Source organism: Embleya sp. NPDC059237 (assembly GCF_042754105.1).
In the GTDB taxonomy this organism is placed as follows: domain Bacteria; phylum Actinomycetota; class Actinomycetes; order Streptomycetales; family Streptomycetaceae; genus Embleya.
Genome location: NZ_JBHZAE010000020.1, coordinates 19,369 through 34,898, shown reverse-complemented (window position 1 = coordinate 34,898; position 15,530 = coordinate 19,369). Strand labels below are relative to the sequence as shown.

The 15,530-nt window shown below is 71.0% G+C and carries 14 protein-coding genes; 9 read left to right on the top strand and 5 right to left on the bottom strand.

The window, feature by feature from the left end:
* The first annotated feature begins 178 nt into the window (after positions 1 to 178).
* Positions 179 to 385, top strand: coding sequence for a DUF2191 domain-containing protein (locus tag ACFXKZ_RS42075; protein ID WP_078979074.1), 207 nt, complete (start codon positions 179 to 181; stop codon positions 383 to 385).
* A 158-nt stretch (positions 386 to 543) separates the two neighbouring features.
* Positions 544 to 930 (top strand): hypothetical protein, encoded by a 387-nt coding sequence (locus ACFXKZ_RS42070; RefSeq protein ID WP_380009954.1) that lies wholly within the window; start codon positions 544 to 546, stop codon positions 928 to 930.
* A 141-nt stretch (positions 931 to 1,071) separates the two neighbouring features.
* Here ACFXKZ_RS42070 and ACFXKZ_RS42065 read toward each other — a convergent pair whose 3' ends face one another.
* Entirely contained in the window at positions 1,072 to 1,740 is a 669-nt protein-coding gene (locus tag ACFXKZ_RS42065) for a GntR family transcriptional regulator (protein WP_380009951.1), read from the bottom strand.
* A gap of 132 nt (positions 1,741 to 1,872) precedes the next feature.
* On the opposite strand from ACFXKZ_RS42065, the gene aceE reads away from it, so the two are divergent.
* Positions 1,873 to 4,596 carry a pyruvate dehydrogenase (acetyl-transferring), homodimeric type gene (gene aceE / locus ACFXKZ_RS42060; protein ID WP_380009948.1) on the top strand — a complete coding sequence of 908 codons (2,724 nt, stop codon included), beginning with the start codon at positions 1,873 to 1,875 and terminating at the stop codon, positions 4,594 to 4,596.
* An 83-nt stretch (positions 4,597 to 4,679) separates the two neighbouring features.
* Here aceE and ACFXKZ_RS42055 read toward each other — a convergent pair whose 3' ends face one another.
* Positions 4,680 to 6,380, bottom strand: coding sequence for a hypothetical protein (locus tag ACFXKZ_RS42055; protein WP_380009945.1), 1,701 nt, complete (start codon positions 6,378 to 6,380; stop codon positions 4,680 to 4,682).
* A 285-nt stretch (positions 6,381 to 6,665) separates the two neighbouring features.
* On the opposite strand from ACFXKZ_RS42055, the gene ACFXKZ_RS42050 reads away from it, so the two are divergent.
* Positions 6,666 to 7,223, top strand: a complete 558-nt coding sequence (locus ACFXKZ_RS42050) for a DUF4291 domain-containing protein (protein WP_380009942.1) — start codon at positions 6,666 to 6,668, stop codon at positions 7,221 to 7,223.
* A 16-nt stretch (positions 7,224 to 7,239) separates the two neighbouring features.
* Here ACFXKZ_RS42050 and ACFXKZ_RS42045 read toward each other — a convergent pair whose 3' ends face one another.
* The 3 genes from ACFXKZ_RS42045 to ACFXKZ_RS42035 form a co-directional block, all read right to left on the bottom strand.
* The gene (locus tag ACFXKZ_RS42045) at positions 7,240 to 7,449 is read right to left on the bottom strand and encodes a hypothetical protein (protein ID WP_380009939.1); all 210 of its coding nucleotides are present in this window, start codon (positions 7,447 to 7,449) and stop codon (positions 7,240 to 7,242) included.
* A 111-nt stretch (positions 7,450 to 7,560) separates the two neighbouring features.
* Positions 7,561 to 8,943, bottom strand: coding sequence for a sensor histidine kinase (locus tag ACFXKZ_RS42040; protein WP_380009936.1), 1,383 nt, complete (start codon positions 8,941 to 8,943; stop codon positions 7,561 to 7,563).
* A complete protein-coding gene (locus ACFXKZ_RS42035; RefSeq protein ID WP_380009933.1) occupies positions 8,940 to 9,593 on the bottom strand; it encodes a response regulator transcription factor in 654 nt (217 codons plus the stop codon). Before ACFXKZ_RS42035 ends, ACFXKZ_RS42040 begins: the two co-directional genes overlap by 4 nt.
* A 243-nt stretch (positions 9,594 to 9,836) precedes the next feature.
* Between ACFXKZ_RS42035 and ACFXKZ_RS42030 the strand changes: the two genes are divergently transcribed.
* The 5 genes from ACFXKZ_RS42030 to ACFXKZ_RS42010 all read left to right on the top strand — a co-directional run bounded on the left by ACFXKZ_RS42030 (position 9,837) and on the right by ACFXKZ_RS42010 (position 15,506).
* On the top strand, positions 9,837 to 10,421 hold the full coding sequence (locus tag ACFXKZ_RS42030; RefSeq protein WP_380009930.1) for a hypothetical protein: 585 nt from the start codon (positions 9,837 to 9,839) through the stop codon (positions 10,419 to 10,421).
* Positions 10,422 to 10,431: 10 nt separating this feature from the next.
* Complete coding sequence (locus ACFXKZ_RS42025) at positions 10,432 to 11,841, top strand: peptidoglycan-binding protein (protein WP_380009927.1); 1,410 nt, start codon at positions 10,432 to 10,434, stop codon at positions 11,839 to 11,841.
* The gene (locus ACFXKZ_RS42020) at positions 11,838 to 12,611 is read left to right on the top strand and encodes an ABC transporter ATP-binding protein (protein WP_380009924.1); all 774 of its coding nucleotides are present in this window, start codon (positions 11,838 to 11,840) and stop codon (positions 12,609 to 12,611) included. The genes ACFXKZ_RS42025 and ACFXKZ_RS42020 overlap by 4 nt, the downstream gene beginning before the upstream one ends.
* Positions 12,605 to 13,840 (top strand): ABC transporter permease, encoded by a 1,236-nt coding sequence (locus ACFXKZ_RS42015; protein WP_380009921.1) that lies wholly within the window; start codon positions 12,605 to 12,607, stop codon positions 13,838 to 13,840. Before ACFXKZ_RS42020 ends, ACFXKZ_RS42015 begins: the two co-directional genes overlap by 7 nt.
* Before the next feature lie 613 nt (positions 13,841 to 14,453).
* A complete protein-coding gene (locus tag ACFXKZ_RS42010; RefSeq protein WP_380009918.1) occupies positions 14,454 to 15,506 on the top strand; it encodes a hypothetical protein in 1,053 nt (350 codons plus the stop codon).
* Positions 15,507 to 15,530: the final 24 nt, after the last annotated feature.

Here is a 15,530-nt window from a genome sequence, read left to right as displayed (position 1 = left end):
AGTCGCGCCGACGACGCCAACCCCCCTAACGGCCGATAGAGTCCCCTCTCGCGGGTGATGCGACGGTCGTGCGGTGCGATACCCCGGGAATCCGCGGCGGTTCGGCGGCGGAGCGCTCGCGCCGACGGGCGCGCAGTCGTGCGATCGTGTGGAGCGGGTCGAGTCGAGGGAGCCGTCGATGGCCAAGGTCAACATCAGCCTGGACGCGAACGCCGTGATCGAGGTCATGGTCCTGTCGGGCGTCCGCAACGCACAGGACGCGATCGAGGCGGTCGTCCTCGACTACATCGCCCGCGGACATCGCACCGAGGCGCTGACCGGCAACGTCGAGGAGCACCGGCGTACGGTCGAGGAGCGCGAGCGGCGCAACCCGGTCACCGAGTAGCACGCACCGCTCCCGGCGGTGGTCCCACCCTCACACACCACATTGTTGTCCCTTTTGACCGGAGGCCCCGTGCACGGGCCGAAGGGGCTGGGCGACAATGGTGGTGACACGTGTGACACGAAGCCACACGTCGGGTCGCGGGGGAAGAGGTTGTGCGCATGCGGCTGTGGCTGACCTATCTCGCGTTCATGTCCTCGGTGGGTCTGACGAACCGTACGAGCCACCTGTGGCGCAGCGCGCGTGTGGCCGACGATGTCATGCTCGCGTTCCGGGCGCTGCCGCTGGGCGACCCGGCGCGGCGCGGGCTGGTGCGGGCGATGGCGCTGGTGGCGATCCAGATGTGGTGCATGTCCATAGTGATCGCGGTGTCGCCGTGGTTCGCGTCGGATGGGGAGAGTCCGGCGGCGTTCTGGGGCTACCTGTCGCTGGTCGCGTTCGTGGTGGCGCTCGCGGTCGCAGTGGTCGAGCTGACGGTGATCCTGTTCAACCGGCCGCGCAATGTGGTCGCGCCGCACATGCGCGCGGAGCGGGGCGTCCTGCGGTGAGGGCGCGGGGCGTCCTGCGGTGAGGGCGCGGGGCGTGTTCGGGGGCGGGATGTGTAGGGCGCGATACCGGGGGACGGGCGGGTCCGCGCGGGCGTGATGCGCCCCGGCGTGCCCTGTACCCGGCCGCGTAGCCGGTCGTGCCTACGGCAACAACGCGCAGCCGCCGTAGCCCAGTACGTGTTCGCGCAGTAGGTCGCCCGTGGCCGGGTCGCGGCGGCGGAAGGCGGCGACGATCGGCTCGTGGTCGGCAGCGTTCTCGTGCAGGTCCATGCGGTACACGCGGATCGACAGCGTCGTCCAGACTTCGATGCCCAGCGCCTCCCACACCGAGCCGAGCAGCGCGTTCCCGGACGCGGCGACGATCTCGCGGTGGAAGGCCACCCCGTGCCGGACCTGCGCGGCGGCGTCACCGGCCGTCGAGGCCGCGTGCAGGGCGGCGACGTGGCGATCGAGCGCGGCGAGCCGTTCGTCGTCGATCCGCGGCAGCGCCAACCGGGCCGCGGTCTCCTCGAGGCCCGCCCGGACCGGGTAGATCTCGCGCAGATCGGCCTCGCTGAAGGAGCGCACGCGTACGCCCTTGTTCGGCTCCGATTCGACCAGGCCCAGCTGTTCCAGCTCGCGCAGTGCCTCGCGTACGGGGGCCTGGCTGACGCCCAGCTCGACCGCGACGCGGCGTTCGACGATGCGCTCGCCCGGTGCCCAGCGGCCCGCGACCACGGCCTCGGTGACGTATTGGCGGATCTGTTCGCGCAGCGGACGGCGTTCCAGGGTCGGGCGGGGCGGCTCGGCGGTCGGGCGCGGCTCGGTCATCGCGCCAGTGTAGGCGGAGAGGGTAGCTTTTGCGCAATGATCGATCATTGCGCAGAATGAATATGCTTCGCCGCCGGGCTTCAGTCGGAAGCCGGTGCGGAAGCCTTCACCGATACGAAGGAGGCGGCCCGGATGTCACCCCACACGTCGAGCCGAATCCCGCCCGGGCAGCTCGACCAGCTCCCCGACCGGGACCCCGAGGAAACCGCGGAATGGGCCGAATCGCTCGACGCCGTCGTACGCGCTGCGGGCCCCGGCCGAGCCCGCCTGCTGCTGGCCCGCCTCCTCGAACACGGCGCGCACCACGGCCTCGACCTGCCGCCCGTGACGCGCACTCCGTACGTCAACACCGTGCCGACCGCGGCCGAGCCGGCCTACCCCGGCGACCTCGCCCTGGAGGAGCGGATCACCGCGTACAACCGGTGGAACGCCGCCGCGATGGTCACCCGGGCGAGCCGGTTCGGCCTCGGCGGGCACATGGCCACCTACGCGTCGGCGGCCTGGTTGTACGAGGTCGGATTCGAGCACTTCTTCCGGGGGCGGGCCGACGGCGGTCCCGGTGATCAGATCTACTTCCAGGGACACGCTTCGCCCGGGGTGTATGCCCGGGCCTTCCTGGAAGGGCGCCTGACGGTCGATCAGCTCGATCGGTTCCGACGCGAGGTGGGCGGCGGCGGGTTGCCGTCCTATCCGCATCCGCGATCGTTGGGCGGATTCTGGGAGTTCCCGACCGTGTCGATGGGCCTGGGGCCGCTGGCCGCGGTCTACCAGGCCAGGTTCAACCGCTATCTGCACCACCGCGGCATCAAGGACACGTCGCGCAGCCGGGTCTGGGCCTTCCTCGGCGACGGCGAGATGGACGAGCCCGAGGCCACCGCGGCGCTGACCCTGGCCGCTCGCGAGGGGCTGGACAACCTGGTCTTCGTGATCAACTGCAACCTGCAACGCCTGGACGGCCCGGTGCGCGGAAACGGGCGGGTGGTCCAGGAGTTGGAGAGCGTATTCGCCGGCGCCGGCTGGCATGTGGTCAAGGCGCTGTGGGGTCGGGACTGGGACGACCTGTTCGCCCGCGACCACGACGGCGAGCTGATCCGCCGTCTGGAACACACGCCCGACGGCCAGTTCCAGACCTACTCGGCCGCGGATGGCGCCTACATCCGGGACAACCTGCTCGGCGGCACCCCCGATCTGCGGGACGTGGCCGCGCACTTGGCCGACGCGCGGCTCGCCGAGGTGGTCGGGTTCTCGCGGGCGGGCCACGAACCCCGCAAGGTACACGCGGCCTATCGGGCAGCGGTCGAGCATCGCGGCGGCCCGAGCGTGGTGCTGGTGCAGACGGTCAAGGGCTGGACGCTCGGACCCGGCTTCGAGGCGCGCAACGCCAACCACCAGATGAAGAAGCTGCGCCAGGACGAATTCCGGGTGATGCGCGACCGGCTCGACCTGCCGGTGTCCGACGCCGACCTGGACGGCGAGTTGCCGCCGTACCTGCACCCGGGACCGGACTCGCCCGAGGCCCGCTACCTGGCCGACCGGCGGCGCGCGCTCGGCGGCCCGGTCCCGGCCCGGCGTACCGCGTTCACCCCGCTGCCGGAGCCGCCGGCGCTGACGTCGGCGCCGTTCGCGGCGCTGCTCAAAGGGTCGGGGAAGCAGGAGATCGCCACCACGATGGCGTTCGTCCGGCTGGCCAAGGACCTGATGCGCGACCCCGTCGTGGGCCGGCGCTGGGTGCCGATCGTGCCGGACGAGGCGCGCACGTTCGGGATGGAGTCGATGTTCCCGACGGCCGGGATCTACTCGCCGCACGGGCAGACCTACGACGCGGTGGACCGCGAACTGCTGCTCTCCTACCGGGAGGCGGTGGACGGCCAGATCCTCAACGAGGGCATCACCGAGGCCGGCGCGGTCGCCTCGTTCACGGCGGCGGCCACGGCGTATGCCACGCACGGCGAGCCGATGATCCCGTTCTACGTCTTCTACTCGATGTTCGGGTGGCAGCGGGTGGCCGACCAACTGTGGGCGCTGGCCGATCAGATGGGACGCGGCTTCCTGATCGGCGCGACCGCGGGCCGGACCACGATGACCGGCGAGGGGCTGCAACACGCCGACGGGCACTCGCAGTTGATCGCGTCGACGAACCCGGCGTGCGTGTCCTACGACCCGGCCTTCGCGTACGAGATCGCGGTCATCGTGCGGGAGGGGTTGCGGCGGATGCTCACGGCCACGCCCGAACACCCCACGGGCGAGGACGTCTTCTACTACCTGACGGTGTACAACGAGCCGCTGCCGCAGCCGGCGATGCCCGGGGGCGGGGCGGCTGAGGGCGAGCGCTCGGCGGTCGGGCAGAGCGGGGCGGTCGAGGGGATCCTGCGGGGCATGCACTGCTGTGCGCCCGTCGCCGACGCGGAGGCCGACGCCGAACTGCTCGCCAGTGGCACGGCGGTGCGGTGGGCGCTGGAGGCGCAGCGGCTGCTCGCCGCGGACTGGGACGTGCGGGCCCAGGTGTGGTCGGTGACCTCGTGGACCGAACTGCGCCGCGAGGCGCTGGCCGCCGGGGAGGACCAAGTCCCCTACGTCACCCGGGCCTTGGCGGACGCGACCGGGCCGGTGGTGGCGGTGAGCGACTGGATGCGCGCCGTCCCCGACCAGATCGCGCCGTGGGTCCGGCAGGAGTGGACCTCGCTCGGCACAGACGGGTTCGGCCTGTCCGACACCCGAGCCGCGAGCCGCGCCCACTTCGCGGTGGACGCTCCGTCGATCGTGATCCGCACCCTGCGGATGCTGGCCCGCCGGGGCAGGGTCAAGCCCGAGGCACCCGAGGAGGCGATGCGGCGCTACGGCCCGTCGTCGGGGTGACCGGTCTGTTCCTGCGCCGCCCCTCTGGGCGTCGCCGACCTGGAGGGGCCGCCTCCGTGATTGGAGGCGGCCCCGATCGTGGGTCAGTTGCCGGCGATCAGTTGCGCCGGACCGAAGGTGTTGCCGGTGGCATCGGGGGCCTGGCCCTGGAAGGTGTAGACGTTGCCACTGGGGGTGCGGGCCCACAGGTCGGCCTTGCCGTCGCCGTCGAAGTCGCCGTCGGTGGAGACCTGGGGGTAGGCGGTGGTGTCGAAGCCGGTACCGATCAGCGTCGGCGTGGCGGTGTAGGCGTCGAGGTCGGCGGTGCCGTCGGCCTTCTTCACGGAGGCGTATTGGTACACGTTGCCGTTGGTGCGGTCACGGACCCACAGCTCGGGCAGTCCGTCGCCGGTGACATCGCCCGGGACCATGATGTCCTGGTTCTGCCGGGTGGCGGGGCCGATGGGGATGGCGTGGTCGAAGGAGCTGGAGCTCACACCGCCGATGAACAGCAAGAGGCGTGCGTTCCCGGCGCCGTCGTCTTCGATGGTGAACAAATCGTTGGAGGATACGCCGAGTTCACCCACCGCGACGCCGTCCACGTCGCCGGCGGCCACGAGTTGCCCGACCCGAGCCCAGGTCGGCGCGTAGCCGACGCACTTGCCATCGGACTGGGTGGGGTCCGCGCAACGGGAAGGCCGGTTGACCACCGACTTCTGACCCCGCTGGAAGTAGCCGTTGGCCGGGTTCGACGTGTTGCGATACATCGAGATGCCCGTGCCGTTGAAGGCGTACAGGTTGTCCGCGCGTGAACCACCGCCACGGTGGCTGACCAGGGCGCCGGTCCACGTGTCGTCGCTCATCGGGCCGTGGATGTTCGAGGAGGCGACCCTGCCACCCGCTGCCGGGTCGTCTCCCGCGCTGTGGAACCGCAGGGCTCCGGTCGGGTCGACGCTGAGCACGTCGATCTTGCCGTCACCGGAGATGTCGCCGGGTTTCGGCGCGGGTGGGTTGGGATCGCTGGGGGCGTAGAACGTGTAGGTCGTTTGTTGCGAGCGGTTGCCGGCGCGGTCCACCGTTTGGGCGTAGAGGTGGTTGGTTCCCCATTGCGCCACCGTGAGGGGCGGGGTGCGCCAGGTGCCGGAGGCCGTGTCGTAGACGGCTCGTGTGGCTCCGCCGACGGGGATGGTGCCGTTGAGGGAGTATTCGACGGCGGTCACGTCGGTGTCGGATCCGGTGCCGAAGACGAACACCCCTGCCTGGCCGGCGTATTTGCCGCCGCCGTTGGCCGGGAAGTCGGTGCTGATGACGGTCGGTGGGAGTGCGGCGGTGGCGTCGTAGGTGAACGTGCAGCCGGCGGCGCGGTCCGGGTCGGGGGCGCCGGCCAGGCCCGACTCGACGGTCCAGGCGTAGGTCTTGCCGTCGGTGAGCAGGGTGGCCGGGATGTACGCCTGCGCCTCGTGGGTGCCGTACGACTTCGAGACCCAGCCGCTGTCGAACGTGGTCGGATCACCGTTGCCGACCTCGTGCAGTTCGAAGTGGGCACCGGTCAGCGGACCGTTGGCCTCGCCGACCGTCGCGAACAGGTCGAGCGTGCTTGTGGAGCCGATGGTGCCGATGTAGCCGCACGTCCCCGCCGACCCGTTGACCGGGGTGGGGCTCATCCGGAGGTTGGTGGGGCCTCCGGCCATGGGTTCGGCGGAGGCCGACGCGGTCAACGTGCCGCAGGCCAGAACACCGGCGACGAGGCCGGCGGCGAGTGCGGAGAGTCGACGGGGGCTGGGGACGGGTTTCCTTCGGGTCATGGATGCACTCCTCGTGTCGCCGGGATCACCGGGCGAAGGGAAGGCAACCAGTCGCCTGGGACACCCGCAATGGGTGTCGGATCCTTGCATTTCCACTGGTGCGACAGAGAGTCGTCGTTGCGATCCACAGAGTGACGGTGAGTTGTCGGGATCCGCCGATTCGGCCGGCTTTCGGATCGGTACGACGCTTTGCGGTGCCGCGAGGTTGTAGTGAGAGATGGCACATCGGGTTGGATGGGGAAAATGCGTGGCCGGGGGAGGGTGGGGCCGGCAGCGTGTCGGGGCATGGTGATGTTGCGTCAGATTCGGGCCGACTTCGATGCGCGCTCGTTGGTGGTGTACCAGGCGTATGCGCCGGCCATCGCCGAACCGGCTTTGCGGGAGGGACGGTTCGTGGCGCCGTTCTCGTTCGGGCGGATGACCTGGGTCAAGCCGTCGTTTCGCTGGCTGATGCACCGTAGTGACTGGGGGCGCAAGGCGGGCCAGGAACGGGTGTTGGCCGTGCGGATGACTCGGGCCGGGTTCGAGGAGGCGCTGGCGCGGGCGGTGTCGACCGAAGGGTCGGTGGCGGGCGCCGATGTGCATGTGCAGTGGGATCCGGAGCGGTCGTTGCGTGGTGCGGCGCTGAATCACTACAGCATTCAGGTGGGGATCGGGCGCGGATTGATCCGGACGTTCAACGAGGAGTGGGTCGTCGGGATCACCGATCTGACGCCGCTGGTAAGGCGGTTGGCGGGATTGGTGAAGGACGGGCGGGTCGCGCAGGCGCAGCGCCTGTTGCCGCCGGAGAAGTTGTACCCCCTGCCGGCGGCGGTGGCGCGGCGCGTGGGCGTGGACGGCTGAGCCGACGCGTGGGCCGTCAGGCGTGCGTGCCGCCGTCCACCCGGATCTCGGTGCCGGCGATGGTGTCGGGGCCGGCCATCGGGGCGCCGCCCGATTCGAGGTCGGTGGCCAGGATCGCGTGCGCATCGGCCCACCCGGAGACGCCGCCTCGATCGTCCTGTCGGGGTGACGCCGAAAACCTTCCGACGCCGGAGAATGCCGGCAGCCAGCGGTCGCCCAGGACCATGGCGTGTCTGCGGCCGGAAGGTGGGTCCGTCTGCGTACGGGCCGAATGCGCGAACCCACAGGGCATGCGGGACGTTCGGCGACGGCGTGCGCGTTCCGACTCTGGACGGGGTTACCGCCCCGGTTCCGACCGGTCGGCCCTGGACCCGGCGGTCACCGCGGATCCCGCCGCGGTGGCGACCCTGGCGATTGCCGGGGTGGCTTCTTGGGTTGGGTTTATTGGGTTTGTTGGGTTTTTGTGGGGTGCGGGGAGGGCTATTGCTATCGACAGGCCGCCGTGTTGGTTGGCTTGTGTGGTGATTCGGGCTGCGTGGGCGTGGGCTATGGCCTGGACTATGGACAAGCCCAGGCCGGAGCCCTTGGCGGAGCCGGTGCGGTTGGGGCCGAAGCGGTGGAAGGGTTCGAAGAGGTCGGGGATGCGGGTGGCGGGGATCACCGGGCCGGTGTTGCGGATTCGGAACGAGCCGGGGGAGACGCCGATCGTAATGAAGCCGCCCGCGTGGTTGTGACGGACCGCGTTTTCGATGAGATTGGTGACCAGTTGGCGGAGGAGCAGGGGGTCGCCGGCGACCGTGCTCGCGGCCAGGTTCGCGTCCACCCGGACCCCTGCCCGCTCGGCCGCCGGGCGGGTTTGGCGCAGGACGTCGGCGGTCAGTTCGTCCAGCGCGACCGGCGACACCCGGATGCTCCCGCGCTCGCTCACCGCCAGGTTCAGCAGGCCGTCGATCAGCCGCTCCGTGCGCCGGTTCAGCGCCAGCAGGTGTTCGCGGGTCTCGACGATGTCCGCCGGCGAGTGCGGATCGGCGAGGCCGATCTCGATCGCCGTGCGCTGGATCGTGAGTGGGGTGCGCAATTCGTGTGAGGCGTTGGCGACGAACAACCGCCGGCTGTCGAAGGATTTCTCCAGCCGATCCAGCATCCCGTCGAACGTGTCGGCGAGTTCCTTGAGTTCGTCGTCCGGCCCCGGCATTGCGATCCGCTCGTGCAGGTTGTGCTCGGACAACCGGCGCGCCGTCGCGGTGATGCCGTGCACCGGGCGCAGTACGCGGCCCGACATCCACCACCCGACCAGGATCGAGGCCGCCGCGAGGAGGAGCAGGGCGGCGCCGAGTACGGTCAGCAGTTGGCTCATCGTCACCTCCTGACCGACCGAGCTGGCCCGGCGAATTCGCTCCAGGGGCAGCGCGTACTGGGCGTACGCCCCCGGTTCGGCCGGCTGTGCCGGTGCGGCCTGTACGGGGGCGGCCGGGCCGAACGTGGCCACGTCGCCCGAGGCGTCGAGCGACAACGTCCTGGCCATCGCCGTCGGCAGCCGCTGCGACACACGCTGATCGACGAACCAGTACACGATGCCCAACAGCACCGTCCCGACCACCAGCGACATGCCGCCGTACATCAACGCCAGTCGCGCCCGCGCCGACGGCCGCCGGAACACCGCCCGCCGGAGCAGTCGCAGATCGCCCGCAAGGCCGCGCGCCGCCACCACACCGTTCATATCAGGTACCCCGAGCCGGGTACGGTCCGGATCACCTGGGGGTCGCCGAGCTTGGCCCGCAGCTTCGACATGGTCACCCGCACGGTGTTGGAGAAGGGGTCGATGTTCTCGTCCCAGACCCGCTCCAGCAGTTCCTCGGCGCTGACCACCGCGCCGTCGGCCGCCATCAGCGTGGCCAGCACGGCGAATTCCTTGTGTGCGAGTCGAACGTACTCGCCGTCGCGGGTGACTTGGCGCCGCGCGCTGTCCAGCACGATGCCGTGCTTCTCCAGCACCGGCGGCACCGCCGGTGTCGCCCGACGCCCCAACGCCTGTACGCGCGCCAGGAGTTCGGCGAACTCGAACGGCTTGGGCAGGTAGTCGTCGGCGCCGAGGCGCAGCCCGGCCACCCGCTCGGGCACGGTCCCGGCGGCGGTCAGCATCAGGATCCGGGTACGCAGCCGCCCGGCCACCACCCGCCGGCAGACCTCGTCACCGTGTGTGCCGGGCAGGTCGCGGTCGAGTACGAGTACGTCGTAGTCGTTGACCGCCAGCCGCTCCAACGCGCTCTCGCCGTCGTACGCCACATCGACCGCGATCGCCGCCCGACGCAGCCCTCGGGCCACCAGGTCGGCCAGCAGTTCCTCGTCCTCGGTCACCAGGACTCGCAAGGTTTCGTCGCTCCGCTTCGGGGCCGATGGGGGGAAATGGGCGACTTCGAGTCGGCCCCCACCGTTTATACGCGACCCCGTGTTAGCTCCGGATAACCAATTCGGGTGACGGCCGGGAAACCCGCCGCCACGTAGACCTGCTGTCGCACACATCCCGTCCACGACGCCGTGGGCGGTACGTGCGACCGGACGTCCGGACCATCGGGCCGGACGGCGGCGGGATCACAGGCGGGAGCGGCAGTGATGACGAGGTTCGGGCGCACGGGATCGGGACGGCCCCTGGTGTTGCGGTGGGCGGCCTGCATGGTTCTGGTGGGCGGCCTCGCCTTGACCACGGCCGGGTGCGGGGGCGACGACGGCGGGTCGGCGAAGAACAAGGTGGCCTCGGGCGGCGGCAGCGCCGGCAAGGACCAGAAGGCGGGCGGTCAGCCGGGCGCCGGCAAGGACGACGCCAAGGCGCGCTACGAGCAAATGGTCAAGTTCGCGAGTTGCATGCGCGAGAACGGCATCGACATGCCCGACCCGGAGCAGGGCGAGGGCGGCGCGATGCGGATGCCGGCGATGACCATGAACGGCGACATGGGCAAGACCGAGAACGCGATGAAGGCGTGCGAGAAGTTCCAGCCCAAGCTGGACTTCGACCCCAACGACCCCAAGTACAAGGAGTGGCAGGCCAAGCGCGCGGCCTGCATGCGGGAGAACGGCGTGGAGAACATGGACGACGGCGGTGGGGCCGCCGCGGTGACGATCGACGGGAGTGACGACAAGGTCATGAAGGCGATCGAGATATGCAGCAAGAAGGTCCCGCCGTTCGAGAAGCAGAAGTAGGGGCCGCCTCGTGGTTTCGATCGACACCCCGCAGCAGTTCGAGGAGGAGAGCACGTCGCAGCCGCCGGCCCCGGATCGCACGGCGTACCCGCGCGAGCGGCGCCGGCGCCGGCGGCGGCGCGCACTGGCGGCGGCGCTGGTCCTGGCCTCGGCGGGCGGCGCGGCGGCGGTACTGCTGTCCGACGGCGGTGATGGCTCCGACGCATCCGCGAACCGCACGAAACTGGACGCCGTACCGGTGACCCGCGCCGATCTGGTCGACCGGCAGAACGTGGACGGCAAGCTCGGCTTCGCGGGCACCTACTCGGTGAACGCGGCGCCGCCCGGCGCGGACCCGGAGGCGCCGGGCGGCGGTGCCAACAAGCCGCAGGGCGGGACGGGCGGCTCCGGCCAGAACGCGGGCACGGGCAACAACCCCGGCGCCAACCCGGGCACGGGCAAGGGCCCCGGCACAGGCTCGACCTCAGGTGGAGGTGGAGGCTCCGCAACCGGCGGCGGCAACGCTCCCGGCACCGGGAATTCACCCGGCACCGGCAACGCACCCCCCGACGGCGGCAACAACCCCGGCCCCGGCACCATCACCTGGCTCCCCGGCGTCGGCGACACCCTCGTGCGCGGTGATCGCGTCTACGGCCGGGACGGGACCAAGGTGCCGCTGTTCTACGGCGAGACGCCGTTCTGGCGGGCGTTGTCGGTCGGCGTCGACAAGGGTGTGGATGTCCGCGAACTGGAGCAGAACCTCCAGGCGCTGGGCTACGGCGGGTTCACTGTGGACGAGAAGTTCACCGACGCGACCGCCGGCGCGCTGAAGAAGTGGCAGAAGGACATGGGCCACAAGCAGACCGGCCGGTTCGATCCCGGCGACGCGGTGGTGCTGCCCGACTCGGTCCGGGTCGGCGAGGTCAACGCCACGCTCGGCGCGAGTTCGCAGGGACCCCTGCTCAAGGCGAGCGGCACCGGCCGCCGGGTCACCGTGAACCTGCCGGTGAACAAGCAGACGCTCGCCACCAAGGGCGCCAAGGTCCAGGTCACCCTGCCCGGCGGCAAGACCGCGAGCGGCACGATCACCCAGGTCGGCACGGTGGCCAAGGAGGGCGATCAGTCCCCGGGCGCGCCGTCGGGCGGCGACAAGGCCACCATCCCGGTCGACATCGCGCTCGACCAGCCCAAGGACGCGGGCACGTTGGACGGCGCGCCGGTCACCGTCGGGTTCACCGGCAAGGAGAAGAAGGGTGTGCTCACCGTCCCGGTCAACGCGCTGCTCGCCCTTGCCGAGGGCGGCTACGGCGTCGAGGCGGTCGAACCCGACGGCGGCACCCGGCTGTTGAAGGTCGAACTCGGCATGTTCGCGGGCGGACGCGTCGAGGTCACCGGCGACGGCGTGACCGAGGGACTGAAGGTCGGGGTACCCAAGGCATGAGGAGGTACCGCAAAAGCTCGCCGGGCGAGGCCGAGTCGACCCCGGCCGCCGGCCCCGGCGGCGCGGCGCCCGTGATCGAACTCGACGGCGTCGGCCGGTCCTACCCGGGTGGCGTGCATGCCCTGATCGACGCGAATCTGACCATCGAGGCGGGCGAACTGCTCGCGGTGGTGGGACCGTCCGGGTCCGGCAAGTCGACGATGCTGCAACTGATGGGCACCCTGGATCGGCCGACCGAGGGTGTGGTGCGCCTGCTCGGGCACGACATCGCCGGCTTGACGGATCGTCAACTCTCCGGTGTGCGGGCGAACTGGATCGGCTTCGTGTTCCAACAGTTCTTCCTCACCGAACACTTCACCGCCGTCGACAACGTCGCCAACGGTCTCTACTACCACGGGATTCCGGTCCGTGAGCGGCGCGAACGCGCGGCGGAGGCACTGGCCCGGGTGGGCCTGGGCGGTCGACTCGACCACGTGCCGCGGGAGTTGTCCGGCGGCGAGCGGCAGCGGGTGGCCATCGCCCGCGCCCTGGTGGCCCGTCCCGCACTGGTCCTGGCGGACGAGCCGACCGGTGCGCTGGATTCGCGCTCCGGCGCGACGGTGATGCGGCTGCTGCACGAACTGCACGCGGACGGCACCACGATCGTGGTGATCACGCACGACCCGGGCATCGCCCGGTCGCTGCCCCGCCGGGTGGAGATCCTGGACGGCCGCATCCACGCGGACAGCGGTGCGCCGACCGCCCAGCCGGCGGGGGTGGCGGGATGGTGATCCTCGGTCGGGACCGGGGTCCCCGGTCCACACTCGTCCCGCTGCCGGACACCGCCCGGCTCGGTCCGGTCGACGTGGTCCGGGTCGGCCTGCTCGGCGTGCGCGGTCGGCCGATGCGCGCGATCCTGTCCGGTCTGGGCATCGCCATCGGGATCGCCGCGATGGTCGCCGTCCTGGGCATCGGCGCGGCCAGCCAGGCCCGGTTGATGGACCAGATCCGCAGCCTGGGCACGAACATGCTCTCGGTCGGACCGGGCGAGAACATGTTCGGCAACCGGTTGCAACTGCCCGAGGAGGCCGTGGACATGGTGCGCCGGATCGGTCCGGTGACCTCGGCGAGCGCGACCGCCCAGCTCGAGGGCCGGAGTGTACGCCGCACCGATCGGATCGACCCGCGCGAGACCAAGGGCATCACCGTCGCGGCGGCCCGCGAGGATCTGCTCGGCACGATCGGCGGCCGGGTCGGCAAGGGGCAGTGGTTCAACGCGGCCACCTCCCGCTACCCCACGGTCGTGCTCGGCGCACGGGCGGCGGAACTGCTCGGGGTCGACGGGCCGAACCGGCAGGTGTGGATCGGCGACCGCTGGTTCACCGTGATCGGCGTGCTGAAGCCGGTGCCGCTGGCCCCCGAGGTGGACCGCTCCGCGCTGGTCGGCTGGCAGGGTGCCAAGGACCTGCTCGGCTTCGACGGGCACCCGACCCGGATCTACGAGCGCTCCGACGAGAACGCGGTCAACAATGTCCGCGACGTGCTGGCGGCGACGGCCAACCCGGCCGATCCCGGCGCGGTCAAGGTGAGCCGTCCGTCGGACGCGCTGGAGGCGCAGTTGGCCGCCAAGAACACCTTCACGGGCCTGTTCGTCGGACTCGGCGCGGTGGCACTGCTGGTCGGCGGGGTCGGGGTGGCCAACACGATGGTCATCTCCGTACTGGAGCGCCGCCAGGAGATCGGTCTGCGGCGTGCGCTGGGCGCCGGGCGCGGGCAGATCCGCCTCCAGTTCCTGACCGAGGCGGTGACCCTGTCCGGCCTCGGCGGGGTGGCCGGCGTGCTGCTCGGGCTGATCGTGACGAGTGGGTACGCGCATGCGAAGGGGTGGCCGTTGGTGCTGCCGTGGCCGGCCATCCTGGGCGGCGTCGCGGCATCGGTGGCGATCGGCGCACTGGCGGGGTTGTACCCGGCCGGACGCGCGGCGCGACTGCCACCCACGGAGGCGCTGAACGGGGCCTGAGGGCGCGGGCGCGGCCCGGGCCGGCCGCCGATCGGGTGGAGCTGGGCAAAGGCTGGGCAATTCCTGAGTGTCGGCTGGGCAAGATGTCACCCCCGCTCCCACAGACTCGCGCCACCGACCGTCGACGAGACCGTCCGACTGCGGATTTCACCCTCCGCGTTCGGGCGGTTTCGCCACGTGTGGGCCCGAGTTGGGTGATTCCGCTACCGGCGCGGGCCGGCCAACCGACGGGAGGGGTCGGCCGATTCCGGCGGTACCGAAGTCGTGCGTTCCGCATCAGTGCAGGTGGGAGGGGGAGAGGAGACACAACGTACGACCAGATGATGACGCCGACCCGGTCATGTCATCGATTCGGTTGACAGTGGCCGGCGGCGAAAGTCGGTAATCTTTGAGACGGAAAAGCGGTTCAGCACCCCCGCACCCCCGCATCGCCCGGTCGACCGGAATCTGTCGCAACCGCGGAGCGCCCGCCCTGCGTCAACCCACCCGACCGGTGTGTCGTGTCCTCGTCCTACGATGACGCAGCAGAGGGCAGGGCGTGGTGAACACCACATCACCACCGGCTCGGGTCCGGTGCTGTCGGACTCGACGAGTCGTTGGGGGTTGATCAGCAGTGTTGCGCGTTCTCGACGATCGCCGGGACGACGGCGACGACGTCGCCGCCGGCGGGTCCGCTCCTGCGGGCACCCTCATCGAGTCACGGCGGCCCGACGCGGCGGAGACGACCGGCGAGACGACGACCCCCTCGAAGGTGGACCGCGGCGGTGTCCGCGGCGTGTTGTGGTCCGCTCCGTGGCAGCTGCTCCTGTTCCTGTGGCGGACGTTGTGTGGCGAGTGGCGCGGCATCGTGGCCGACCCGGTGCGCCAGTTGTGGCGCAGCCGCGGCAAGGGCCTCGCGCTCGCCGTGGTGGCCAGTTCGGCGGTGATCTTCTTCCACGCGGTCGGGCAGACCCCGGCCGGCAAGACCGTGGTCCGACTCGTCGGTGGGGTCAGTGCCGACCTGCCGCTGTGGTTGGCGCTGCTGCGCACGCCGATCTCGCTGTTCGTGCCCGCGCTGAACCTGCCGGTGTGGGCCGGCATCACCCAGCTCTTCCTGGCGTTCGCGATCGCCCAGCTCTCGCTCGGCGCGGGCCGCACGCTGATGGTCGCCTACGTGACCACGCTCGCGGGCACGATGGGCGCCCGGATCATGATCGCGATCGGTCCGGACCACGCGCTCGGCCTGCCGTCCTCGGCGGCGCACGTGCTGGACACCGGTCCGTCGGCGGCCGTGGTGGGCCTGTTCACGTATCTGTCGATCATCCACCGCGCGCCCATACTCTTCACCATCACCGGCGGGTCGATGGTCCTGGAGTCGATCATCCTGCCCAACCTCGCCGGCCGTGAGCACCTGATCGCGGTGGGTGCGGCGATCGTGCTCGGTCTGCTCGCGGGGCGGACCCGGCCGGGGTGGTTGGCCTGGACGGACGGGCCCCGGGAGCGGGTGCGGGCCGTGCTGGCGGTACCGGTGGCCAAGGTGCGCATGCTCGGCGCGATGCCGGGTGTGTGGCTGCGGGCCAGGCGGAACGCGCGACGCGAGGCGACGGTGGTGCCGGTGCGCACGGTGGACCTGAGCAAGGCCGACCTGGACGGGGTCGTCGCCGGGCGGGCACGCGAGAACGCGTAGCCGGATCGGGCGGAAGTGGCGGGC